This is a genomic window from Streptomyces sp. NBC_01352 (assembly GCF_036237295.1).
In the GTDB taxonomy this organism is placed as follows: Bacteria; Actinomycetota; Actinomycetes; order Streptomycetales; family Streptomycetaceae; genus Streptomyces; species Streptomyces plumbiresistens.
Genome location: NZ_CP108354.1, coordinates 10,357,649 through 10,380,256, shown reverse-complemented (window position 1 = coordinate 10,380,256; position 22,608 = coordinate 10,357,649). Strand labels below are relative to the sequence as shown.

19 protein-coding genes are annotated in these 22,608 nt (G+C 72.3%); 10 read left to right on the top strand and 9 right to left on the bottom strand.

Annotation, left to right across the window (positions count from 1 at the left end):
* Nucleotides 1–18 precede the first annotated feature (18 nt).
* The 4 genes from OG252_RS47650 to OG252_RS47635 are packed head-to-tail and all read right to left on the bottom strand — an operon-like array spanning nt 19 to nt 3,900.
* Nucleotides 19–468 carry a DUF6098 family protein gene (locus OG252_RS47650; protein ID WP_266445945.1) on the bottom strand — a complete coding sequence of 150 codons (450 nt, stop codon included), beginning with the start codon at nt 466–468 and terminating at the stop codon, nt 19–21.
* Nucleotides 465–2,411: a sensor histidine kinase gene (locus OG252_RS47645; protein WP_329344356.1), complete on the bottom strand. Its 1,947-nt coding sequence runs from the start codon at nt 2,409–2,411 to the stop codon at nt 465–467. The genes OG252_RS47650 and OG252_RS47645 overlap by 4 nt, the downstream gene beginning before the upstream one ends.
* On the bottom strand, nt 2,408–3,106 hold the full coding sequence (locus tag OG252_RS47640) for a response regulator transcription factor (RefSeq protein WP_266445942.1): 699 nt from the start codon (nt 3,104–3,106) through the stop codon (nt 2,408–2,410). Before OG252_RS47640 ends, OG252_RS47645 begins: the two co-directional genes overlap by 4 nt.
* 38 nt (nt 3,107–3,144) lie before the next feature.
* Nucleotides 3,145–3,900 carry a L,D-transpeptidase family protein gene (locus OG252_RS47635; protein ID WP_329345394.1) on the bottom strand — a complete coding sequence of 252 codons (756 nt, stop codon included), beginning with the start codon at nt 3,898–3,900 and terminating at the stop codon, nt 3,145–3,147.
* A 143-nt stretch (nt 3,901–4,043) separates the two neighbouring features.
* Here OG252_RS47635 and OG252_RS47630 point away from each other — a divergent pair, with 143 nt between their 5' ends.
* The gene (locus tag OG252_RS47630) at nt 4,044–4,394 is read left to right on the top strand and encodes a DUF488 domain-containing protein (protein WP_329344354.1); all 351 of its coding nucleotides are present in this window, start codon (nt 4,044–4,046) and stop codon (nt 4,392–4,394) included.
* An 18-nt stretch (nt 4,395–4,412) separates the two neighbouring features.
* Here OG252_RS47630 and OG252_RS47625 read toward each other — a convergent pair whose 3' ends face one another.
* Entirely contained in the window at nt 4,413–6,086 is a 1,674-nt protein-coding gene (locus OG252_RS47625) for an FAD-binding dehydrogenase (RefSeq protein WP_329345393.1), read from the bottom strand.
* Between the two features lie 49 nt (nt 6,087–6,135).
* Nucleotides 6,136–6,762 carry a TetR/AcrR family transcriptional regulator gene (locus OG252_RS47620; RefSeq protein WP_266445938.1) on the bottom strand — a complete coding sequence of 209 codons (627 nt, stop codon included), beginning with the start codon at nt 6,760–6,762 and terminating at the stop codon, nt 6,136–6,138.
* 126 nt (nt 6,763–6,888) lie between these two features.
* Between OG252_RS47620 and OG252_RS47615 the strand changes: the two genes are divergently transcribed.
* The 4 genes from OG252_RS47615 (at nt 6,889) to OG252_RS47600 (ending at nt 10,952) form a co-directional block, all read left to right on the top strand.
* Nucleotides 6,889–7,515 carry an alpha-ketoglutarate-dependent dioxygenase AlkB family protein gene (locus tag OG252_RS47615; protein ID WP_329344351.1) on the top strand — a complete coding sequence of 209 codons (627 nt, stop codon included), beginning with the start codon at nt 6,889–6,891 and terminating at the stop codon, nt 7,513–7,515.
* A 162-nt stretch (nt 7,516–7,677) separates the two neighbouring features.
* Nucleotides 7,678–8,874, top strand: coding sequence for an acyltransferase family protein (locus OG252_RS47610; protein WP_329344349.1), 1,197 nt, complete (start codon nt 7,678–7,680; stop codon nt 8,872–8,874).
* A gap of 51 nt (nt 8,875–8,925) precedes the next feature.
* Complete coding sequence (locus OG252_RS47605; protein WP_329344347.1) at nt 8,926–9,672, top strand: MBL fold metallo-hydrolase; 747 nt, start codon at nt 8,926–8,928, stop codon at nt 9,670–9,672.
* Nucleotides 9,673–9,713: 41 nt separating this feature from the next.
* Nucleotides 9,714–10,952, top strand: coding sequence for a DUF4032 domain-containing protein (locus OG252_RS47600; RefSeq protein WP_329344345.1), 1,239 nt, complete (start codon nt 9,714–9,716; stop codon nt 10,950–10,952).
* Nucleotides 10,953–10,967: 15 nt separating this feature from the next.
* Here OG252_RS47600 and OG252_RS47595 read toward each other — a convergent pair whose 3' ends face one another.
* The gene (locus OG252_RS47595) at nt 10,968–11,840 is read right to left on the bottom strand and encodes a universal stress protein (protein ID WP_329344343.1); all 873 of its coding nucleotides are present in this window, start codon (nt 11,838–11,840) and stop codon (nt 10,968–10,970) included.
* 64 nt (nt 11,841–11,904) lie between these two features.
* On the opposite strand from OG252_RS47595, the gene OG252_RS47590 reads away from it, so the two are divergent.
* The 5 genes from OG252_RS47590 (at nt 11,905) to OG252_RS47570 (ending at nt 19,007) form a co-directional block, all read left to right on the top strand.
* On the top strand, nt 11,905–12,258 hold the full coding sequence (locus OG252_RS47590) for a VOC family protein (RefSeq protein ID WP_266445928.1): 354 nt from the start codon (nt 11,905–11,907) through the stop codon (nt 12,256–12,258).
* Between the two features lie 141 nt (nt 12,259–12,399).
* Nucleotides 12,400–14,076 carry an FAD-dependent oxidoreductase gene (locus OG252_RS47585; protein WP_266445926.1) on the top strand — a complete coding sequence of 559 codons (1,677 nt, stop codon included), beginning with the start codon at nt 12,400–12,402 and terminating at the stop codon, nt 14,074–14,076.
* Nucleotides 14,073–15,533: an ATP-binding protein gene (locus OG252_RS47580; protein ID WP_323186170.1), complete on the top strand. Its 1,461-nt coding sequence runs from the start codon at nt 14,073–14,075 to the stop codon at nt 15,531–15,533. The genes OG252_RS47585 and OG252_RS47580 overlap by 4 nt, the downstream gene beginning before the upstream one ends.
* Nucleotides 15,530–15,889, top strand: coding sequence for a UBP-type zinc finger domain-containing protein (locus OG252_RS47575; RefSeq protein WP_329344339.1), 360 nt, complete (start codon nt 15,530–15,532; stop codon nt 15,887–15,889). Before OG252_RS47580 ends, OG252_RS47575 begins: the two co-directional genes overlap by 4 nt.
* 142 nt (nt 15,890–16,031) lie before the next feature.
* Nucleotides 16,032–19,007, top strand: a complete 2,976-nt coding sequence (locus OG252_RS47570; protein WP_329344337.1) for an ATP-binding protein — start codon at nt 16,032–16,034, stop codon at nt 19,005–19,007.
* A 1-nt stretch (nt 19,008) separates the two neighbouring features.
* Here the strand turns inward: OG252_RS47570 and OG252_RS47565 are convergent, their stop codons facing one another.
* Both OG252_RS47565 and OG252_RS47560 read right to left on the bottom strand, forming a co-directional pair.
* Nucleotides 19,009–20,220, bottom strand: coding sequence for an SGNH/GDSL hydrolase family protein (locus tag OG252_RS47565; RefSeq protein ID WP_329344335.1), 1,212 nt, complete (start codon nt 20,218–20,220; stop codon nt 19,009–19,011).
* Nucleotides 20,217–22,583 carry a glycosyl hydrolase family 95 catalytic domain-containing protein gene (locus OG252_RS47560; RefSeq protein WP_329344333.1) on the bottom strand — a complete coding sequence of 789 codons (2,367 nt, stop codon included), beginning with the start codon at nt 22,581–22,583 and terminating at the stop codon, nt 20,217–20,219. Before OG252_RS47560 ends, OG252_RS47565 begins: the two co-directional genes overlap by 4 nt.
* Between the last annotated feature and the right edge of the window lie 25 nt (nt 22,584–22,608).

Genomic DNA, 22,608 nt, shown 5'->3' with positions numbered 1-22,608 from the left:
GGTGAACACAGGGCCGCGTCAGCGGCCGGGGCGGCGCAGTGGACCCCAGGAGGTGTCCTGGCGGTCCACCGCGTCGCGTGCCTCGTCGATCGTCCGGTCGTCGAGCCGGCACATCGGCCGGACGTCCGCGACCAGCGGCTCGTTGTCGGGCCCTCGGCTCGCCTCCCGGCCCCTGAGGACCCAGGGGTACACACCGGGGCCCTTCTCGTGCGGCAGATGGGAGTAGTCGTACAGGCGGCGGGCGACCCACACCGCCACGGGCCGGTCGTCCCACCAGTCCTCGACGTCGAGCGGGTTCGCCGACAGCCCCGACATGCGGACGCCCGTCAGGTCGTCGGTGCTGGAGGCGTCGGCGAGATCGGCTTCGGGGCCCCGGGACCAGCGGACGTAGAGGCCGTGGTGCCGCTCGACCAGGTCGGCGAGTTCGGCGAGCGTCCGTACCACTGGCAGGTCGTCCGCTCTGCTCATGTTCCTGACCTCCCTCTTTGCCGTCGCGGTGACGGAGTACCCCGCTCGGCGGGAGCGGAATCGGACCGATCGCTACCGCCCGGGACGACGGAGGCGGTCGGCTCCCCCGGCGGTTCGTCCTGCCCCGCCGTCCCGGGCAGCCGCAGCGTGAAGACGCTGCCTGTGCCGGGTTCGCTCGTGACCTCGGCGGTGCCGCCGTGCGCGGCGACGAGGTGACGGACGATCGGCAGGCCGAGACCGCTGCCGCCGGTGCGGCGGCTGCGGGACTTCTCCGCGCGCCAGAACCGGTCGAAGACGTGCGCGAGATCGTCCGGCGCCATGCCGCTGCCGGTGTCGGCGACCTCCAGCAGGACCGAGTCGCCGTCGCCGCGCGCGGCCAGTGTGACGGTGCCGCCCGCGGGCGTGTGGCGCAGCGCGTTGGACACCAGGTTGCCCAGCGCCTGCCGCATCCGCACCGGATCGGCGTTCAGCCACGGCGTGCCGTCGACCGCGGTGCGCAGGCTCACGCCGGCGGCGTCGGCCGCGACGCGGTGGGCCGCGGCGACCTGGTCGAGGAGTTCGTCGCAGCGCACGGGCTCCGGGTGCAGGCGCAGGGTCCCGGCGTCGGCGTCGGCGAGATCGCGCAGGTCGTCGATGACGCGCTGCAGCACGAGGGCCTCGTCGTGCAGTGAGGCGAGCAGCGCGGGGTCGGGGTCGACGACGCCGTCGCGGGTGACCTCCAGCCAGCCGCGGATGTTGGTGAGGGGGCTGCGCAGTTCATGGGCGATGTCGCTGACCATCGCCCTGCGCTGGGCCTCCAGGCGTTCCCGGCGCTCGGTCAGTTCGTTGAAGGCCGCGGCGAGGATGCCGGTCTCGTCGCGGGTGGTGACGGGGACGCGGACGTGCCGGTCCGGTGGCTGCTGGGCGGCCTCGGTCAGCGCGCGCAACGGCCGGACGAGCCTCGTTGCGACCACGGCGGTCACGGCGACGGTGACGGCGAGGACGAGCCCGGCGGTGCCGATGACCTTGGTCTTGTTGGCCGGTGACATGTCGAAACGCACGGCTGGGGCGTCCCCGCCGCCGCCCAGGAACAGCTCGGCGGCGGGGGCGACGTACGGGTCGAGCTGGGCGCGGCGGGCGTCGTCGAGGCAGGCCTGGGCCGCCCGCCAGGCCTTGCCTTCCCCCGCTTTCACGAACGCGGGTGCGATGGCGGTCGCCTGGAGCGATCCGGCGGGGGTGAGGTCCGCCCCGAGCGCCAGCGGCATGTCGGGTTCCAGGCCGGCCCGGGTCAGGCAGCCGCGGGCCTCCTTCTGGAGTGCGATCAGCGCCTCCTCCTCCGTGGGCATCGGGGTGTTGAGCCGGCCGTCGGCGCACGCGTCGGGCACGTAGCCGAGGTCGGCGGACCCCTCCGGCTGGGTGAGGACCGGGCGGCCGCTCGGCGTGCGGGTGAGGCTGGTGTCGATGCCGAATTGGGCGAAGCAGTGCTGCCGTTCCCGGGCCAGGGCGTCGAGCTTCGTGCGCTCCCCGGCCGTCAGGCGATAGGGCCCCACCACCCGGGGGTCCGTGCCGCCGAGCTGGGCCCCGCGTTCGCTGAAGGTGTCGGTGCGCAGGGGGTCGACGGTGGCGGCGGCGCTCCGCGGCAGCGAGGTGCCGGGCGGCGCGGAGTCGGCGATCGGCGTGCGGTCGGCGGTGGTGAGGGCGATGCGCCGCCCGGTCTTCGCGGACAGTTCCCGTACGGTCTTCTCCACGCCTGTCCAGTCGGGATGGACGGCGGCATAGCCGCTGAGCCGGGAGAGGACGTCCATGTCGTCGGCGAGGACCTGGCCCTGTTCCTCCCGCAGCGCGCGGGTGGTGGTCTCGACGGCCAGCCAGGCGGTGGCCGCCACCGAGCACACGGCGATGAGGCCGGAGGCGATCAGCAGCCGGACCAGCAGGCGCTTGCGCAGTGGTATCCGACCGCTCATCCGCGGCCGCCGCTGAGCTTGTAGCCGACCCCGAAGACGGTCAGCAGCCGGACCGGACGGCGCGGGTCCGTCTCCGTCTTCCGGCGCAGGTTCATGATGTGGACGTCGACGGCCCGTTCGGTGGAGGAGCGGTCGGTGCCTCGGGTGACTTCGAGCAACTGCCGCCGGGAGAAGACCCGTTCGGGCTCGGTGGCCATGGCGAGGAGGATCTCGAACTCGGCCGGGGTGCACTCCACGGGTGCTCCGTCGCAGCGCACCTCGTGGCGTACCGGATCGACGGTGATGCCCCCTGCGCGTACGACGGGGTCCTCCGGCCGGTCGACGACGACGCGCCCGCTGCGCCGCAGCACGGTGCGGATGCGGGCCATCAGCTCGCGTGGGCTGTAGGGCTTGGTCATGTAGTCGTCGGCGCCCAGTTCCAGGCCCAGCAGCAGGTCGTCCTCGGTGGCGCGGGCGGTGAGCATCAGGACGGGCACGTCGTCGTCCCGGCGCAGCACCCGGCACACGCCGAAGCCGTCGATCACCGGCAGCATCAGGTCCAGGACGACGAGGTCCGGCCGGAGCGTGCGGGCCGCGTCGAGGGCGGCCCGGCCGTCGTGGACCACCGTGGCGGTGTGACCCTCCGCCAGCAGGGAGCGGCGTATGAGTTCGGCCTGCATCTCGTCGTCCTCGGCGACCAGCACATGTGCGCACACGCGGCGGATCCTAAGCGGTCGGGGAGACTTCGGCGGCCTCAGCGGGCCAGCGACTTGGCGTCGCCCATGACGACGACGGGGTGCAGGTCCGGGTCGAGTGCCAGCAGAAGTTCCTTCATGTGCGAGCGGGCGATGCTGACACAGCCATGTGTGGGGCCGTCATGGTCGACGTGCAGCCAGATGCCGCCGCCGCGGCCCGCGCCGAGCGGACGCGTCCAGTCCAGCGGCGAAGTGCCCGGCTTCCGGTTGTAGTTGATGGCGATCACGTAGTCGAAGGACCCGGCCAGCGGCTCCCCCTCGAATCCGGTGCCGGTCGCGGTGAACCCGCTGCCGCGGTCGTAGGGCAGTCGGGTGCCGGGGTCGCGGAGCCGGCCGCCGGCGTCGGTGAGGGTGTAGACCCCGATGGGTGAGCGCAGGTCACCGGCCCGGTGATGGTCGGTCCAGCCCTTGAGCGCGTTGTGCGCGGGCCGGCTCTGGCCGACGGCCTCCCAGCCGGCCGCGGTGCGCTCGTACAGCGCGACGGTGGACAGCGCGGAGTCCTTCCCGCGGCCGGTCACCACGACGGCCTGCCGGGCGCGGGACGGCACCTGGGCGAGGGTCTTCGGCCCCAGACCGGGCAGTGGGCGGGGAGCCGCCGGAGCTTCTTCCATGGAGATCTCCGGGGAGGGTGCGGGCGTGCTCGTCGTCGGGGCGGCCTCGGGCCGGTGGTCCGAGATCGCCGCCGCGCCGCTGCCGCACCCGGTGAGCAGCAGGGACGCGGTGAGCAGTGCGGCGGAAGGTCTGTGTCCGATCATCACGGACCGACTCTGACCGACACTTGTGAGGAACTCGTCAGGTTCGAGGGTCTGTGCCATCCCGTCGCGTTGCGCAGACCGGACATACCGGGTACCCGGCGGTACGCTCCCGGCACCTTGACCCACTCGAGAAAGGCCCGCCCGTGAGTGTGCGCGTGCGCCGCGTGTATGAACCGCCCGAGCCCGAGGACGGCGTACGCGTCCTGGTCGACCGGCTGTGGCCGCGCGGCCTGTCGAAGGACGCGGCGCATGTCGACGAGTGGCCCAAGGCCCTCACGCCGTCGACCGAACTGCGTCGCTGGTACCACGGGAGTGAAGGGTCGTACGAGGAGTTCGGTCGACGGTACGAGGCCGAGCTGGCCGCTCCCGAGGCGGCCGAACTCCTTGATCAGGTGAGGGAGTTGACGGACAAAGGTGCCGTCACGCTGCTGACCGCCGCCAAGTCCCCCGAGCAGAGCCACGCCGCCGTGCTGGCCCGTCTCCTCCAGGGATGAGGAGACGGGCCGTCGCGGTCAGGCCGTCTGCCGGGCGGCGGCCCGTCCCGCCGCCCGCCCGGAGAAGAGGCAGCCGCCGAGGAAGGTGCCCTCCAGCGCGTTGTAGCCGTGGACGCCGCCGCCCCCGAAGCCGGCCACCTCGCCCGCCGCGTACAGGCCGTCGAGGGGCTTGCCGTCGGTGCCGAGGGCGCGGGAGTCGAGGTCGGTCTGGATGCCGCCGAGGGTCTTGCGGGTGAGGGTGTGCAGCTTGACGCCGATGAGGGGTCCGGCGGCCGGGTCGAGAATGCGGTGCGGGGTGGCGACGCGGCCGAGCCGGTCGCCGATGTAGCGGCGGGCGTTGCGGATGCCCTGCACCTGGGCGTCCTTGCTGTAGGAGTTGGCGATCTGCAGGTCGCGGGCCTCGATCTGACGGCGGATCTCGGCCGCGTCCAGCAGCGCCTTGTCGGTCAGCCCGTTCATCTTCTCGACGAGCTGTTCCAGGTTCGGCGCGGTCACGAAGTCCGCGCCCTTGCGCAGGAACGCGTCCACGGGGCCGGGTGCCCCCTTGCCGAGCACCCGCTCCTTGAGGAAGCCGGCCCGGTCCTTGGCGGTGATGTCGGGGTTCTGCTCGGAGCCCGACAGCGCGAACTCCTTCTCGATGATCTTCTGGGTGAGAATGAACCAGGAGTGGTCGTGGCCCGCGATGTCCTCGGTGGTGCGCAGGTATTTGAGGGTGCTGAGGGTGTCGTACCCCGGCAGGCACGGCTCGGGCAGCCGGCGGCCGAGGGCGTCGAACCACATCGAGGACGGGCCCGGCAGGATGCGGATGCCGTGGCCGGGCCAGATCGGGTCCCAGTTCTGCAGGCCCTCGGTGTAGTGCCACATGCGGTCGCGATTGACCAGGCGCACCCCGGCCTCGGCGCTGATCTCGAGCATCCGGCCGTCGACGTACGCGGGTACTCCGGTGACCATCTCGGCGGGCGGGGTGCCGAGCCGCTCGGGCCAGTAGCGGCGCACGATGTCGTGGTTGGCGCCGATGCCGCCGGTGGTGACGACGACGGCCCGGCCGGTGAGTTCGAAGTCGCCGACGCGGTCCCGGTTGGAGGCGACACCGCGGGGCGAGCGGTCCTCGGCCAGCACGGTGCCGCGCACTCCGCGCGCCGCGCCCTCCTCGACGACCAGTTCGTCGACCTGGTGGCGGTGGTAGAAGGTGAGCAGCCCGTCGCGCGCGGCCTGCTTGGCGTACTCGACGAACGGCTCCACGACCCCGGTGCCGGTGCCCCACGCGATGTGGAAGCGGGGTACGGAGTTGCCGTGCCCGTGGGCCGTCAGATCGCCGCGCTCGGCCCAGCCGACGGTGGGCAGGAACTTGATGCCGTGCCCCTCGAGCCAGGACCGCTTCTCGCCCGCCGCGAACTCGACGTAGGCGCGCGCCCAGCGCACCGCCCAGGAGTCCTCGTCGTCGACCCGGTCGAACTGGGCGCTGCCCTGCCAGTCGTTCCAGGCGAGCTCGAAGGAGTCCTTGATGCCGAGGCGCCGCTGTTCCGGGGAGTCGACGATGAACAGCCCGCCGAAGGACCAGAACGCCTGTCCGCCGAGGTTGGCGGCGTTCTCCTGGTCGACCAGCGCGACCCTGCGGCCCCGGCTGGTGAGTTCGTGTGCCGCGACCAGGCCCGCGAGTCCGGCTCCGACGACGATGACGTCCGCATCCATGGCGACCGTTGCCCTTCTCATTGGGGTCTCATTGGGATCTCACTGGGCTTCATTCGGGTGTGCCGCTGCCGTCGGTCAGCAGGGCGGTGAGCAGCTGTCCCAGCCAGACGCGGGCGTGCTCGACGTCCTTGTCCAGCAGCAGCTGGGTGGTGACTCCGTCGTACGCGGCGACGACCGCGCGGGCGGCGCCGTCGACGCCGCCGAGCACGGCGGGCAGTGCGGTGCGTCCCGTGGCCCGGCCGAGCCGGTCCTCGATGGCCCGCCGCAGCCGCCGGCGGTGCTCCAGCAGGGTGTGCGCGACGGCCGGGTCCCGGGCCGCGTGCACCAGGAAGTCCGTCTTCACCAGCAGCCAGTCCACGTCGAGCAGGAGCACCTCGGTGACCCGGTCCACGGACGCCGGTACGTCGAGTTCGGGGCCGTCGAGCGCCAGGGCCTCGGCCACCTGCTCGGCGATCAGGTCGGCCCGCTGCCGGTACAGGGCGAAGAACAGCTCGTCCAGGCTGTCGAAGTTCGAGTAGAAGGCACCCCGGCTGTAGCCGGCGGCCTCGCAGACCTCCTCGATCGAGACCCGCCCGAAGCCCTTGGCGGCGAACACCGCGAAGGCGGCGTCCAGCAGGTTGGCCCGGGTGCGGACACGGCGCTTGGTGACGCGCCGGGTCGTCTGTTCCACCGCCATGTCCGGACCTCCGTTCGATACGGGAATGTATCCGATACAGCGATGCATCGAAAGGCCGGACGCGCATCCGGCAGGCGTCCGGAATTTCATGGGAACAGATTTTCGAATAAGGGGTACGCTGGATACATGACCAGGCACCTCCAGGGCTCCCTCTTCGACCAGACCGACGAGCTCCGCCTCGGCTCCCTCGACGGGATCCGCCGGACCGGGCTCGGTCTCGGCGCCTGGATCGACGTGCTGCCCGGTTGGCTGAGCGGCTCGGACGAACTGTTCGAACAGCTGGCCGCCGAGGTGCCCTGGCGTGCCGAGCGCCGGAAGATGTACGACCAGGTCGTCGACGTACCCCGGCTGCTGGCGTTCTACGGGGCGGACGACGCGCTGCCGCACCCGCTGCTCGCGCAGGCACGCGAGGCGCTGTCCGCGCACTACGCCGAGGAGCTGGGCGAGCCCTTCACCACGGCCGGACTGTGCTACTACCGCGACGGCCGGGACAGCGTGGCCTGGCACGGCGACCGGATCGGGCGGGGCGCCCGCGAGGACACCATGGTCGCGATCCTCTCGGTGGGCGCGCCCCGGGACCTGCTGCTGCGGCCGACGCGCGGCGGTGACACGGTCCGACGGCCGCTGGGGCACGGCGACCTGATCGTGATGGGCGGATCCTGCCAGCGGACCTGGGAGCACTCCATACCGAAGACCGCGCGCGCCTCCGGGCCGCGCATCAGCATCCAGTTCCGGCCGCAGGGCGTGCAGTAGGGCCCGGGGACGGCGTGCACCGAGGCGGAGAGGCGGCCGCTTCGGCAGCACGCGGGGGCTGCCTCCGGCGGACGGTGCCGGAGGCAGTCCCGTTCCGGCGGAACGCTGTCGTCCCCGCCCCCTCTCCCCCACACTGGCGCACATCTGGGGAGGGAGGCCGGGATGTGTGCGGGGACCGGGCAGCCGCCGGCCGTCCGTCGGCGCGTCGAACTCGACCTGCTCCGTGCGCTCGTCGTACTCGGCCTGGTCTTCTTCCACGCCGCGCTGGTCTTCTCCCCGGACGACGACTTCTACGTCAAGAACCGGGAGACGACCGATGTCGTCACCGTCGCCGCCGGACTCGCGGTGGTGTGGGCGATGCCCCTGCTGTTCCTCGTCGCCGGTCTCGGCGCCCGCCACTCGCTGCGCCGGCGCGGACCGGGCGGCTTCGCCCGTGAACGACTGCTGCGCCTCGGTGTTCCCCTGGTCTTCGCGACGCTCGTCCTGTGCCCTCTGCCCCAATGGCTGCGGCTGCGCGCCGCCGACCCCGGCTACGACGAGTCCTACTGGGAGTTCTGGCCACGCTTCCTCACCGTCCACCCGGACCCCGGCGACTTCCCCTTCGTCCTCGAAGGGGATCACTTCGAGACCGGCCACCTGTGGTTCGTCGTCCTCCTGCTGGCCTTCAGCCTCCTTCTCGCACCCGTCGTGGGGCCCCTGGAGTCCGCCGCCCGGCGCTCCGGGGACGCGGTGGAGCGACGGCCGGTCCTGCTCCTGCTGCCCGTCCTGCCGCTCGCCCTGATCAACTCGCTGCTCGGCATGGAGGAGGGCTTCGCGGGCTGGAACCGCTGGGCCTATCTCCTGTTCTTCCTCTTCGGGTACGCCCTGGCCGACGACGAGCGGATCCGCGCGGCCATGCGCCGGCTCGCCGTTCCGGTCGGGGTCCTGGGGATCGTCCTGTTCCTGGGGACCGCGCCCGGATTCCTCTCCGAGGACGATCCGTTCACCGCGTGGAACGCGGTCGCGCTGTCCACCCGGGCGCTGTTCGGGGCGGCGGGCTGGTGCTGGGTGGTGGCGATCCTGGGGCTGCTGGACCGGCCGCGCGAGGGCAGGTCGCGCGAGGCCGGGCCGCCTTCGCGCGTGCTGCCGTATCTCGCCGTCGCCGCCCTGCCGTTGTACGTGCTGCACCAGCCCGTGGTGGTCGCGTTCGCCTACGGAGTCGTGAGCTGGTCCGCGCCGATCGCGGTGAAGTACGCGGTGATCGTGGCCTGTTCCCTGGCGGTGATCCTCCTCGTGTACGAGTGCCTCGTACGCCGCACCCGCGTCACCCGTTTCCTGTTCGGCATGCGAACGGACCCGCCGACTCCGCCTGCCTCCTGATCTGCTTGGCTGGGTCCATCGGTCAGGGACCTCACCATGCGGGGACGTGTCATGCGCTTAGCTGTCCAGCAAGTCGCCGACGGCACCTATCTGGTGCACGGCAGCAACACGAACTGGGTGATTCTCACGGACGGGGACGCCGTCACGCTGGTCGACACCGGCTACCCCGGCGACCGGAAGCAGCTCCTCGCCTCCCTCACGGAGGTGGGCAGTTCACCGGAGGCGGTCACGGCCGTGCTGATCACGCACGCCCACAACGACCACCTGGGCTCCGCCGAGTACCTGCGTGCCGTGTACGGCATGCCCGTGTACCTGCACGAGGCCGAAGTACCGCACGCCCGGCGGGAGTTCCTGCACCAGGTGAGCGTCGGGACGGTCCTGAGGAACGGCTGGCGGCCCGGTGTCCTGCCCTGGGCCGTGCACGCGATCCGCTCGGGCGGCACCGCGCACGTCCCGGTCGCCTCGCCCCAGCCGTTCCCGGCGTCCGGTCCGCTCGACCTGCCCGGCCGACCCGTCCCGGTGCACACGCCCGGCCACACCGACGGGCACACCGCCTACCACCTCCCGGACGTCGGCGTGGTGATCTCGGGCGACGCCCTGGTGAGCGGGCACCCGACCTCGCGGGTCAAGGGGCCGCAGCTGCTGCCCGACATGTTCCACCACGAGCGGGCGCGGGCCGTGGCCTCGCTGGCGGCGTTCGAAGAGCTGAAGGGCGACCTGCTGCTGCCCGGCCACGGGCCCGTGCATCGCGGTCCGATCCTTGAAGCGGCACTTCAGGCCAGGGAGCGCGCGCTCTAGGGTGAGGTGACGATCACCAGCGAAGCAAGGACACGCGACCCATGGCACTGCAGATCAGCGCGACCAACCCGGAGCATCCCGCGCTCCTGCTCGAACTGCCGTGGCACCTCCCCCTGGAGGAGTGGCCCGAGAAGCACCTGGTGCCGCTGCCGCGCGGCATCTCCCGCCACGTCGTGCGCTACGCCCGCGCCGGCGACGAGGTGATCGCCGTCAAGGAGCTCGCCGAGCGCCCGGCGCTGCGCGAGTACGAGCTGCTGCGCGACCTGGACCGGCTCGGCATCCCCGCGGTCGACCCGCTGGCCGTGGTCACCGGCCGCACCGACGCGGGCGACGCGCCGCTGGAGCCGGTGCTGATCACCCGGCACCTGGGCGGCTCGATGCCGTACCGGTCGATGTTCGAGACGACGATGCGGCCCGCGACCATGCACCGGCTGATGGACGCGCTGGCGGTGCTGCTGGTGCGGCTGCACCTGTCCGGATTCGCCTGGGGCGACTGCTCCCTGTCCAACACGCTCTTCCGGCGCGACGCGGGCGCGTACGCCGCGTACCTGGTGGACGCCGAGACCGGCGATCTGCACGCGCAGCTCAGCAATGGGCAGCGCGACTACGACCTCGATCTGGCCCGGGTGAACATCAGCGGCGAGCTCCTCGACCTGGAGGCGTCCGGGGCGCTGCACCCCTCCGTGGACCCGATCGAGTTCGGCATGGAGATCTGCGCGCGCTACGGGCGCCTGTGGGAGGAGCTGACCCGGACGTCCGTCTATCCGGCGGGCAAGTACCACTACATCGAGCGCCGCATCCGCCGGCTGAACGAACTCGGCTTCGACGTGGCCGAGATGCAGATCCAGCACTCCTCCAACGGCGACACGGTCACCTTCGTGCCGAAGGTCGTGGACGCGGGCCACCACCAGCGCCAGCTGCTGCGCCTGACCGGCCTGGACACCGAGGAGAACCAGGCCCGCCGGCTCCTGAGCGACCTGGAGTCCTGGATGGCCACCCAGGACGACTACGCCCCGGGCGACCCCCTCGCGGCCCGCCCCGAAGTCCTCGCCCACCGCTGGGTGCGGGACGTCTTCCGCCCGACCGTGCGGGCCGTGCCCCTCGAGATGCGCGGCTCCATGGACGCGGCCGAGATCTACCACGAGCTGCTGGAACACCGCTGGTACCTGTCCGAGCGGGCCCAGCACGACATAGGACTGGACACGGCCGTCGAGGACTACATCAACAACATCCTCCCCAAGGCGCGCGAGACGCTCCAGCCCACCCCCTCGGCCGACTGACGTCCGCCGGCCGACTCAGGCGGGCGGCACCACGGCCACCGGGCAGCCCGCGTGGTGCAGGACGCCATGGGCGACCGAGCCGATGCGGGCGCCGACGGCCGTACGGTGGGCGCGGCGCCCGACGACCATCAGCTGGGCCGCTTGGGCCACCGACAGCAGCACCTGCCCGGCGCTGCCCATCTCCACGTGCTCGACGACCGGCACCTCGGGGAAGCGGTCCCGCCAGGGTTCCAGCGCCGCCGCCAGGGCCTTCTTCTCGTACGGCTCAAGGCCCCCGGCCTCGTCGAGCAGCTTGAGGGAACCCGGGCTGTAGGCGAAGACCGGCGGCAGGGTCCAGGCCCGTACCGCGCGCACGGTCGCTCCACGCGCCGCGGCCGTCTCGAACGCGAATTGGAGCGCCTCGGCGCTGTCCAGCGGGTCGCCCTGCTGGCCCACCACGATCTCGCGCCCCGCGGCCTCGCCGGCGGGGTCGTCGCCCGCGCGCACCAGGACGACCGGCCTCGGCGCCTCGACGATCACCTGCTGGCCGACCGAGCCGAGCAGGAAGCCGACGACCCTGCCGTGGCCGCGCGATCCGAGGACCAGCATCTCGGCCTCGGCCGCCGCGGCGACCAGCGCCGCCACGTCGGCGCCCGCCACCACGTCCGTGGACACCTCGAGGTCCGGGTGCCGCTCGGTGACGGTGCGGGCGGCCTCGCCGACCGCCTCCCGGGCCCAGCCGACCTGGACGTCGGGGGCCGCCGCCTCGATCGCCTCGTGCCGCTGATACCGCCAGGCGTGCACCACGCGCAACGCCAGCCTCCGGCGGACCGCCTCCCGGGCCGCCCAGGCCAGCGCTGCCAGGCTTTCCTCGGTTCCGTCGACCCCTGCCGTGATCGGGCGCGTCATGCTGCCGGCCTCCCTGCGTCGTGATTCGTGACCGGTACCCAGTCTTCACCACTACGCTCACGACATGACCTTGGAATGGGAACAGGTTGTCGTGGACTCGGCCGACCCGGTCGCGCTGGGCCGCTGGTGGGCCGAGGCGCTCGGGTGGGTGGTCGTGGGCGACTTTCCCGACGAGTTCGAGATCCGGCCCGAGAAGGACCGTCTGCCCGGGCTGCTCTTCGCGCCGGTACCGGAGGGCAAGACCGTCAAGAACCGCCTCCATCTCGACTTCCGGCCGGACGACCAGGAGGCCGAGGTGGCTCGCCTCCTCGCCCTCGGCGCGCGGCACGCGGACGTCGGCCAGGGCGAGCAGCCGTGGGTGACCCTCATGGATCCCGAGGGCAACGAGTTCTGCGTGCTCGGGCCGCGAAGAGGCTGACCTCCCGGCGGGCTCCCCCGTATGGCTGAGCGAAGCCGGACGAACGAACATACGATGGGCTGAAACCGGCCGGTGGCCGCATGACTGGCTGCAGGACTGCGGGGCACCGCGCCGTGAGTCCGACCTCGGGGTGGGAGACGTATGGCACAGGCCGCGGACGCGACGCGGACCGTCATCTTGACCGTGGACGACGACCCGGGAGTGTCCCGGGCCGTCGCCCGGGACCTGCGGCGCCGCTACGGCGAGTCGTACCGCATCGTGCGCGCGGAGTCCGGCGAGTCCGCGCTGGAGGCGCTGCGCGAGCTGAAGCTGCGCGGGGATCTGGTGGCCGTGATCCTGGCGGACTACCGGATGCCGCAGATGAACGGCATCGAGTTCCTGGAACAGGCCCTGGACGTGTATCCGGGGGCGCGGCGGGTGCTGCTGACCGCGTACGCGGACACGAACGCGGCGATCGACGCGATCAACGTCGTCGACCTCGACCACTACCTCCTCAAGCCGTGGGATCCGCCCGAGGAGAAGCTGTACCCGGTCCTGGACGACCTCCTGGAGGCGTGGCGGTGCAGCGACTACCGGCCGGTGCCCGCCACCAAGGTGGTCGGACACCGCTGGTCGGCGCGTTCCTCGGACGTACGGGAGTTCCTGGCCCGCAACCAGGTGCCGTACCGCTGGTATTCGGCGGACGAGCCCGAGGGGCAGCGCCTGCTGGCGGCGGCCGGGCAGGACGCGCAGCGGCTGCCGCTGGTGATCACCCCTGACGGCACGCCTTTGGTCGAGCCGGAGGCGCCCGAGCTGGCCGCGCGGGTGGGGCTGGCCACGACGCCCGCGGCGGACTTCTACGACCTCGTCGTCATCGGCGGCGGCCCGGCCGGGCTCGGCTCGGCCGTGTACGGAGCCTCCGAGGGGCTGCGGACCGTGCTCGTGGAACGGTCGGCGACCGGCGGGCAGGCCGGGCAGAGCTCGCGCATCGAGAACTACCTCGGGTTCCCCGACGGCGTGTCGGGGGCCCAGCTCACCGACCGGGCCCGGCGGCAGGCGACGAAGTTCGGTGCCGAGATCCTCACCGCGCGGGAGGTGTCGGGCCTGGAGATCAACGGGGCCGCGCGGGTCGTGCGGTTCTCGGACGGTTCGGCCATCGCCGCGCACAGCGTGATCCTGGCGACCGGCGTGTCGTACCGGCAGCTCCAGGCGCCCGGCACGACCGACCTGACCGGCTGCGGGGTCTTCTACGGCTCGGCGCTGACGGAGGCGGCCTCCTGCCAGGGCCACGACGTGTACATCGTGGGCGGCGCCAACTCCGCGGGGCAGGCTGCGATGCATCTGGCCAAGGGCGCCAAGTCGGTGACACTGCTGGTGCGCGGGGCGTCGCTGGCGGCTTCGATGTCGCACTACCTGATCCAGCAGATCGAGGAGTCGTCCAACATCTCGGTGCGCTGCGGCACGGTCGTCGAGGCCGCGCACGGCTCCGAGCATCTCGAGCAGCTCACATTGCGCGACGTCGGGACCGGGGCGACCGAACTCGTCGACGCGCAGTGGCTGTTCGTGTTCATCGGCGCGGCCCCGCTGACCGACTGGCTGGACGGCACGGTGCTGCGGGACAAGAACGGGTTCATCCTGGCCGGGCCCGACCTCACCCCCGACGGGCGGCCGCCGGCGGACTGGGAGCTGGACCGGCCGCCGTACCACCTGGAGACCAGCATTCCCGGCGTGTTCGTCGCGGGCGACGCCCGTGCCGAGTCGGCGAAACGGGTCGCGTCCGCCGTCGGAGAGGGAGCCATGGCCGTGATGCTCGTCCACCGTTATCTGGAGCAGTCGTGAGCGGGGACCTCATGCCCTGCAGCCCGCAGGAGATCGGGGCGCTGTTCCTGTTCGAGAAGCTGTCCCCAGAACAGCTGGGGCGACTGTGCAGCGAGGGGCGGGTGGAGAGGTTCGAGCCCGGTCCCGTCTACACCGAGGGCGAGCCCGCAACCTGCTTCTACGTCATGCTCGAGGGCACGGTCGTGCTCTACCGCCGGGTCGGCCGCGACGACGTCGAGGTCAGCCGGACCTCCCAGCGCGGGGTGTACGCGGGGTCCATGCAGGCGTACCTGGGTGACCGGGTGCCGCAGATGTACAACAACTCCATGCGCGTCACCGAGCCGACGCGGTTCTTCGTGCTGCCCGCGGACACCTTCGCGAACATCATGCGGGAATGGTTCCCCATGGCGGTGCATCTGCTGGAGGGACTGTTCTTCGGCGCGAAGAGCACGCAGCGGGCCATCGGGCAGCGCGAACGGCTGCTGGCACTGGGCTCGTTGTCGGCCGGTCTCACGCACGAGCTCAACAACCCCGCGGCGGCGGCCGTACGGGCCACCGCGACCCTGCGGGAACGCGTGGGCAAGATGCGGCACAAGCTGCGGGTGATCTCCGCGGGCTCGTTCTCGCCGGAGACCCTGGCGAACCTCATCGACATCCAGGAACGCACCGCCGAACTCGTCGCCAAGGCACCCGCATTGAGCCCCCTTGAGGCCTCGGACCGCGAGGACGTGCTCTCCGACTGGCTCGACGACCACGACATCCCCGAGGGCTGGCGGATCGCCCCCACCTTCGTCCAGGCCGGGCTCGACAGCGACTGGCTGGACCAGGTCGCCGCGGCCGTGGACGAGGAGCTCCTGCCGAGCGCGATCGGATGGCTCAACTACACGGTCGAGACCGAGCTGTTGATGGACGAGATCGCGGACTCCACCACCCGGATCTCCCATCTGGTCGACGCCGCCAAGCAGTACTCGCAGCTCGACCGGGCGCCCTACCAGGTCGCCGACGTGCACGAACTCCTCGACTCCACCCTGCTGATGCTGTCGGGCAAGATCGGCCCGCGGATCAAGGTCGTCAAGGAGTACGACCGTACGGTCCCGCGGATCCCGGCGTATCCGGCGGAGCTCAACCAGGTGTGGACCAACCTGATCGACAACGCGGTCCAGGCCATCAACGGCACGGGCGACGAAGGCACGTTGACCGTGCGGACGGCGCTCGACCACGACCGGCTGCTGGTGGAGTTCCGCGACACCGGGCCCGGGGTGCCGAAGGAGATCCGGGGCCGTATCTTCGACCCGTTCTTCACCACCAAGCCGGTGGGCGAGGGGACCGGCCTCGGCCTGGACATCTCCTGGCGGATCGTCGTCAACAAGCACCACGGCACGCTGCAGGTCGAGTCCGAGCCGGGCGACACCCGCTTCCAGGTCCTCCTCCCCCTCACGGCCGCGGAGTCCGACACAGCACCAGAGGAGACGGCATGACCGACAGGGCGATCGAGGGAGTCGACACCGGCGTTCCGCCGAGCGGTGCCGGGTGCGTGGAGTGCGACGCGGCCGGCGGATGGTGGTTCCATCTGCGGCGCTGCGCGCAGTGCGGGCATGTCGGCTGCTGCGACTCCTCCCCCGCGCAGCACGCCACCGGGCACTTCCGGGAGACCGGGCATCCGCTGGTGCAGAGCTACGAGCCGGGTGAGGGCTGGTACTGGAACTTCGCGACGAACGAGCTGTTCGAGGCCGGGCCGCAGCTGGCGCCTCCGGCGAGTCATCCCGCGGACCAGCCGACGCCCGGCCCTGCGGGGCGGGTGCCGGATGACTGGGCTCGGGGGTTGCGGCAATGAGCGCCTAGGAGCTCGGGGCTGTTGCGTTCGACGGCGGCTACGGGTTGCTTGTGGTTGATCGCGCAGTTCCCCGCGCCCCTGGGGTCGGCTCGGTCGTCCTTGGCACAGAGGCGCTGTCAGTGTCCCGTGCCAGGATGGATGTGTGTCGCATACCTCGCTCACCACACCGCTCATCGGCCGGGACGAAGAACTTGCCCGGCTCTCCGGGTTGCTGGAGCGCGCCCGGGGCGGTGAGGCCCGGGCGGTGCTGGTCGCCGGGGACGCAGGGGTCGGCAAGACGCGGATGCTGGACGAGGTGGCCGGGCAGGCCGCCGCGGCCGGGATGACGGTCCTCACCGGGCACTGCGTGGACCTCGGTGATGTCGGCCTGCCGTATCTGCCGTTCACCGAGGCCCTGGGCGTACTCGCGGCCGACGAGCGGTTCGCGGACGTCCTCGCCGGGCATCCGGTGGTCGACCGTCTGCTGGGCGGCGGCACCGACGCCGTGCGGGACATGGGCGGACGGCTGCGTTTGTTCGAGGGCATCGCGGCGCTGCTGGCCGACGTGGCGGACATCGCTCCCCTGCTCCTGGTCCTGGAGGACCTGCACTGGGCCGACCAGTCCTCCCGGGACCTCCTGCGGTTCCTGCTCAGCCGGGGCATCCTCCAGCGGTCGGCGGGCGGCGCGCCCACACACCGGCTGGCGGTGTTCGCCTCCTACCGCGCGGACGACCTGCACCGCCGCCATCCCCTGCGCCCGCTGCTGGCCGAGCTGGTGCGGCTGCCCGCCGTGGAGCGGCTGGAGCTGCGCCCGATGGCCGACGTCGAGGTGGCGCGGCTGGTGCGCGCGCTGGAGGACCGTCCGCTGCCGGATGCCACGGTCCGGCGGATCGTCGAGCGCGCCGAGGGCAACGCCTTCTACGCGGAGGAGCTGGTCGCGGCCACGGAGACGGACGTCGGCGGGGTGCCCAGTGGTCTGGCGGACGTCCTCCTCATCCGCTTCGAGCAGCTGTCCGAGACCGCCCAGCAGGTGCTGCGCACGGCCGCGGTCGCCGGGCGCCGCGTCGAGCACGACCTGCTGCGGGAGGCCGTGGGGCTCCCGGAGGACGAGTTGGAGTCGGCTCTGCGCGAGGCGGTGGGCCGACAGCTGCTGACACTCGGGGACGGCGACACGTACGCCTTCCGGCACGCCCTGGCCCGCGAGGCGGTGTACGCGGACCTGCTCCCGGGGGAACGGGGCCGGCTGCACGGCGCGTTCGCCCGGCTGCTCGCCGGCCGGGGCCGCCGGGCCGAGAGCGCCGCCGAGCGGGCCCACCACTACCGGGAGAGCCACGACCTGCCCGAGGCGCTCGCCGCCTCGCTGGAGGCCGCGGACCACGCCCAGCGGGTCGGCGCGCCCGCCGAGGAGCTACGGCACCTCGAAGCCGCCCTCGACCTGTGGTCGGCGGTGGAAGCACCCGCGCGGCCCACGGGCGAGGGCGTGGACCGGGTGGCGCTCACGCTGCGTGCCTCGGCGGCGGCCGCGCACGCCGGGGAGGCGCACCGGGCGGTCTCCCTCACCCGGGCGGCGCTCGCGGGCATCGACCAGGACGCGGATTCCGAACTGGCCGCCCGGGTGCGGTACACACTCGCCGGGAATTTGATCACCGTGGACAGTCTCACCGCCGCCTACGCCTACAGCAGCGAGGCGCTGGCCCTGATCCCCGCCGATCCCCCGTCCCGCACCTGGGTGTGGGCGGCGGCCACACACGTCCTGGCGGCGCGTCAGGTCGGTGCCCACGAGACCGCGTTGCGGGTCGCCCGGCAGGCCCTGGCCGTCGCCGAGCAACTGGACGTGGCGGACGCCCGGGCCGACCTGCTCGTCTCCCTGGCGGTGCTCGAAGGCGGTGGCCGCCGTACGCCGGAGGCCAGGGAGCGGTTGCGGGAGGCCCGGGAGCTGGCGCGCAGCGCGGGCAACGCGCTGGTGGAGCTGCGCGCCCTGTTCAATCTGGCCATCGGCTGCTTCGAGTCGGGTGAGCTCGACGAGTGTCTGCCGTGGCTGACCGAAGGGCTGGACCGAGCCCGGCGCGCCGGGCTGCGGTCCTCGCCGTATCCGCTGGAGATGCGCTACCTCCGGCTGCTGGTGCTGTACACGCTGGGCCGCTGGGACGAGTGCGTCGATGCGGCGACCGCGGACGCCGAGGTGCTTCCCGCGGCCGGCGGGTACACGGTCGGGCCCGCGTTGTACGTGGCACTGGCGCGCGGCGACCTCACGGCGGCCGACCGTGCCCGCGCCCTGCTGGAGGGGCCGTTCGACTGGATGGGCACGCTCATCGCGGCCATCGTGCTGACCGACGCGGCGGCGCAGCAGGGGGAGCCGGAGGCGGCCGTGGAGCGGATGCGGTCCACCGTCGCGGCTCTCACCGACGACGCGGGCACCCCGCCGGACGTCACGGTCCGGCTGGCCGCCCTCGCACTCTCGGCGGTGGCCGACCGGGCCGCCGCCCTGCGCCGCGCAGGCGACGAGAGCGGGGCGCGCGACTGGGCGGCCACGGCGACCGAACTCCGCGACCTGGCCCGGGTCACGGCCGTGCGCGGTGACGAGGGCACACCGCAGGGTCCGGAGGGGCAGGCGTGGCTAGCCCGCGCGGAGGCGGAGTGGGCCTGGGCGGTGGCCGGGCCGGACGCGGCGGCCTGGGCGAGGGCGGTCGAGGCGTTCGACTTCGGGGACATGTACGAGCGGGCGCGCTGCCAACTGCGGTTCGCCGAGGCCCTGTTGGCGGAGGAGCGACGCGAGGAGGCCGCCGTGCAGGCCCGCGCGGCCCGGGAGACGGCCGTCCGCTTCGGAGCGGCTCCGCTCCTCGGCCGGCTGGACTCGCTGATCCGTCGCGGCCGCCTGTCGGACACCGCCTCCGCCGCCGACCGCGCCGCGATCCTCACCGCCCGCGAACAGGACGTGCTGCGGCTCCTCGCTCTCGGCCGCAGCAACCGGCAGATCGGCGAGGAGCTGTTCATCAGCGGCAAGACGGCGAGCGTCCATGTCTCCAACATCCTCGCCAAGCTGGGTGCGGCGAGCCGTACGGAGGCGGTGGCCGTCGCCTACCGGCAGGGCCTGATCGCTCCGGAGCCGAGCGGATCGGGCCGCGGGGTGGCGTCCTGACCTACGGCAGCGGGTCGCCGCAGTCGAGGCTCTTGAGGTCGACGGCGTCGGCCATCGCCTGCATTCCCTTGTCGTTGGGGTGCAGGTGGTCGCCGCCGTCGAAGGTGGGATGGATGCGCTCGTGGTCGTAGGGGCTGCGGAGGATGCGGTCGAAATCGGTGACGGAGTCGAACTCGCCGCTGGTTCTGATGAATTCGTTGACGTCCCGGCGTACGGCTTCGGCCTCCGGGTCCCATTCGGACCAGCCCTTGAAGGGGCCGACGGTGGCCGCCGCGACGCACTTGCCGGCCGTGTGCGCCCGGTCGACGATCTCGCGGTAGCCGTCGATCAGATCGTCCGCGGTGACGCCGGTGTGGGCCTTGATGTCGTTGACGCCCTCGAAGAGGAAGACGGTGCGCAGGCCGGGCTGGGAGAGCACGTCCCGGTCCAGTCGGTTCAGGGCGCTCTGTCCTGAGCCGTCGGCGAGGACCTTGTTGCCGGAGATGCCCTCGTTGGCGACGCCTTTCACGGTGGTGTCCGCCTGGCGGAGGCGGCGGGCGAGGTAGTCGGGCCAGCGGCGGTTCTGGTCGCTGGTGGACTGCCAGCCGTCGGTGACGGAGTCGCCGAGGGCGACGACGGCTCCGATGTCCGCGCCCGCCCGGACGGAGACCGCGTCGAGGTAGAACCAGGAGCCGGTGGTCTCCGTCCAGTTCGCGGCGCTCTCCTCGGCGGTGTGGTCGCCCCGGGTGGCGTAGGACATCTGCATGGCCATCCAGTGGCCGGTCGCCGGGCCGGCCGCGTCGGGTGTGTGGATGCTGATCACGAGGTTGACGGCGGTGGGCAGTCTGCCCGGCAGCGGGTCGCTCAGTACGGTCTGACCGGCGGGGACGGTGACGGAGCGCGCCCCGCCGAACGAGAGCCTCCGGTTGCTGCCGCGGACCAGTTCGGCGCCCTGCTTCTGGAGGCCCGCGTACACGCTGTCGAAGGTCACCGGCCGGTCCCCGAAGGCGTTGGAGAGCCGGATCCGCGCATCGTGGCCCCCGACGCTGGTGTGGACGACGAGCCGGTAGCCGCGGTCGGCGGCGGCCTCGCCGAAGCGGTCGGCGCTCGCTGCCCAGGTGACGACGCCGGCGGGGACCTCGGGTGCCTCGCCAGGTGTGGCCGTGGACTGGCAGGCGGAGGACAGCAGGAGTACGGCGACTGCGCGGGCCGCACGCGCGAGACGGGCCTTCACCGAGCGAGGTCCCTCAGCGTCACGGACCCGCCGGGCTGCAGACTCACGGTCCGGATTTTATCGCCGTACGCCACCGTCGTGGTCCGGCCGCCCACGCTGCGCAGCCGCGCCCGGGTCGGCCTGCCGTCCCGCCAGTCCAGGTCGACGACGAAGCCGCCGCGGGCGCCGGCCCCGGTGAGGGAGCCGGACTCCGCCCAGGCGTCCGGGAGGGCCGGGAGGAGTTCGATGTGGCCCGGGCGGGAGTAGAGGAGCATCTCGATCATCGCCGCCGGGGTGCCGAAGTTGGCGTCGATCTGGAAGATGCCCCGGCCCGGTGACACTTCGTAGATGTCGAAGAGGTTGGGGGCGGTGCCGTTGCCGCCGCCGGTCGAGGGGCGGAGGTTGTTGACGACCAGTTGGTAGGCGTTCTCGGCGTTCTTCAGGCGGGCCCAGCACAGGCTGCGCCAGGCGTTCGCCCAGCCGAAGCTCTCCATGCCGCGGGCGGCGAGCAGGGCGGTGGCGCCGTCGACGAGGTCGGCGGGGGTGGAGCCGTCGGGGCGGATGCGGTCGCCGGGGAACAGGCCGACCAGCGGGGACAGGTGGCGATGGGTGGTCTCACCGAGGTTGTCGGGAGACATCCACTCCTCCAGCCAGCCCGTCTTCTCGCTCACCTGCGGCAGGTACAGCTTCCGCCGCAACGAGGCGACGGTGTCCGCGTACCCGGTGTCCTTCTGCAATTCCGCCGAGGCGGTGCAGTAGATGCCGAACAGCGCCCACACCAGTTCCTGGGCGTAGGTGATGCCCTTGGCGTCGAGCGGTCCGTGTTCCGGCGACCAGTCGCTGTCGGCGACGAGGACCTCCCTCGAGGTGCCCGGCAGTGTCGTGGTGAGCAATCGCGCCTCCCAGAACTCGCACGCACCCTTCAGCAGCGGGTAGATCCTCTCCAGATGGGATGACGACCGGGTGAACTCGTAGTGCTCCCACAGCGTGGTGCACAGCCAGGCGTTGCCCGCGGGGTGCCACCACCAGCCGTTTCCGCCATGGGGGTTGGTGGAGATGGCGACGGTCCAGCCGGCGTTCTCGCCGGAGGAGTTGCGGTAGCGGTTGCGCGGGTCGTTGAAGTGTCTTCGGGTGAGGTCCGTCCAGGACGGGAGTTGGGCGAGGCAGTAGTCGGTGAGCGCGTCGAAGCAGGATGACAGGCCCGCACGGTCGGCCATCCAGTAGTTCATCTGGATGTTGATGTCGGTGTGGTAGTCGCCCATCCAGTCGGGGTCGTTGCCGTCGAGCCAGAGTCCCTGGAGGTTGAGCGGTAGGCTGCCACGGGATCCCGAGATCATCAGGTACCTGCCGAACTGCAGGTAGGAGGCCTCCAGTTCGGGGTCGGGCACCCCGTCCCGGGCCCGCGCCTTGAGTCGCTCCCATGTGTTCATCGCGCGCTGTTCGGCGGACGACGTGCCGAGGCTGACGTCCAGCTGTCCGAACAGGGCTCGGTGGTCTGCGACATGGGTGCGCAGGAGCACACCGGCCGAGTGCGCCGCGGCCGCGCGGACCTTGGTATGGGCCAGTCCCTCGGGGTCGAGGGAGGGGTCCCGGTAGCCGGTTTCGGCGTCGGGCACGTAGTTGGTGCCGCCGCTCACCACCACGGTGAGCTCCCGGCACCCGGAGAAGGAGACACGCGGCCCGTCGACGGCGACGCGGCCGCCGCTGCCGTACGCCGTGACCGCGGCGCCGTAGCGCAGCCCGTTGGGGAAGGCGGCGCCGAACGAGATCGCGGCGTCCTCGCCGTGCGTGCCCTGAAGGGTGAGAGTGCCGGTGTGGTGGCCGCCGCCGCTCTGCGTGAAGTGCAGCACGATGACGTCGTCGGGGCGGCTGGCGAAGATCCGCCGTCGGTACGTCACACCGGAGCGGACGTACGACGTCGTCACCACGCCCTGGTCGAGGGCGAGGGCGCGGCGGTACCCGGAGACCGCGGACAGGTCGTGGTCGGGGAGGTCGACGGTGAGGCGGGCGAGCAGGGTGAAGGAGCCGAAGTTCTCGCGGTCGTAGGGGAACTGGCCGTCGGCGTCGAGGGAGTCGTTGAGGCCGCCGGTCCACATCGTGGCGTCGGTGATCAGGAGGACCTCACGGCCGGGGTCGTTGCTCGCGAGGGCGCCGAGGCGGCCGTTGCCGACGGGCAGGCCCTGTTCGATCATCGAGCGGTCGTCGGCGGGGGCCTGCCACCACAGCTCGTGGCGTGCGTCGCCGGCGGGCAGGGACGAGTCGGCGGGCCGCTGCGGCGCGGCGGTGGCGGTGAACGTCGGCAGGCCGGCGAGGGCGCCGGTCATCGCGGCGAGGGCGAGGAGCTTGCGTCTGGGCAACTGGTCCGAAGGGCGGTCGGTGTCCATGGGGTGCTCCGCTCCGGGGAGGTGG

Excerpts from the sequence above, each read along its gene's own strand:
- OG252_RS47610 (WP_329344349.1), top strand. The coding sequence starts at position 7,678 with ATGTGTGCGGGGACCGGGCAGCCGCCGGCCGTCCGTCGGCGCGTCGAA.
- OG252_RS47620 (WP_266445938.1), bottom strand. The coding sequence starts at position 6,762 with ATGGCGGTGGAACAGACGACCCGGCGCGTCACCAAGCGCCGTGTCCGC.
- OG252_RS47585 (WP_266445926.1), top strand. The coding sequence starts at position 12,400 with ATGGCACAGGCCGCGGACGCGACGCGGACCGTCATCTTGACCGTGGAC.
- OG252_RS47625 (WP_329345393.1), bottom strand. The coding sequence starts at position 6,086 with ATGGATGCGGACGTCATCGTCGTCGGAGCCGGACTCGCGGGCCTGGTC.
- OG252_RS47635 (WP_329345394.1), bottom strand. The coding sequence starts at position 3,900 with ATGATCGGACACAGACCTTCCGCCGCACTGCTCACCGCGTCCCTGCTG.
- OG252_RS47650 (WP_266445945.1), bottom strand. The coding sequence starts at position 468 with ATGAGCAGAGCGGACGACCTGCCAGTGGTACGGACGCTCGCCGAACTC.
- OG252_RS47605 (WP_329344347.1), top strand. The coding sequence starts at position 8,926 with ATGCGCTTAGCTGTCCAGCAAGTCGCCGACGGCACCTATCTGGTGCAC.
- OG252_RS47560 (WP_329344333.1), bottom strand. The coding sequence starts at position 22,583 with ATGGACACCGACCGCCCTTCGGACCAGTTGCCCAGACGCAAGCTCCTC.
- OG252_RS47645 (WP_329344356.1), bottom strand. The coding sequence starts at position 2,411 with ATGAGCGGTCGGATACCACTGCGCAAGCGCCTGCTGGTCCGGCTGCTG.
- OG252_RS47590 (WP_266445928.1), top strand. The coding sequence starts at position 11,905 with ATGACCTTGGAATGGGAACAGGTTGTCGTGGACTCGGCCGACCCGGTC.
- OG252_RS47600 (WP_329344345.1), top strand. The coding sequence starts at position 9,714 with ATGGCACTGCAGATCAGCGCGACCAACCCGGAGCATCCCGCGCTCCTG.
- OG252_RS47575 (WP_329344339.1), top strand. The coding sequence starts at position 15,530 with ATGACCGACAGGGCGATCGAGGGAGTCGACACCGGCGTTCCGCCGAGC.
- OG252_RS47595 (WP_329344343.1), bottom strand. The coding sequence starts at position 11,840 with ATGACGCGCCCGATCACGGCAGGGGTCGACGGAACCGAGGAAAGCCTG.
- OG252_RS47615 (WP_329344351.1), top strand. The coding sequence starts at position 6,889 with ATGACCAGGCACCTCCAGGGCTCCCTCTTCGACCAGACCGACGAGCTC.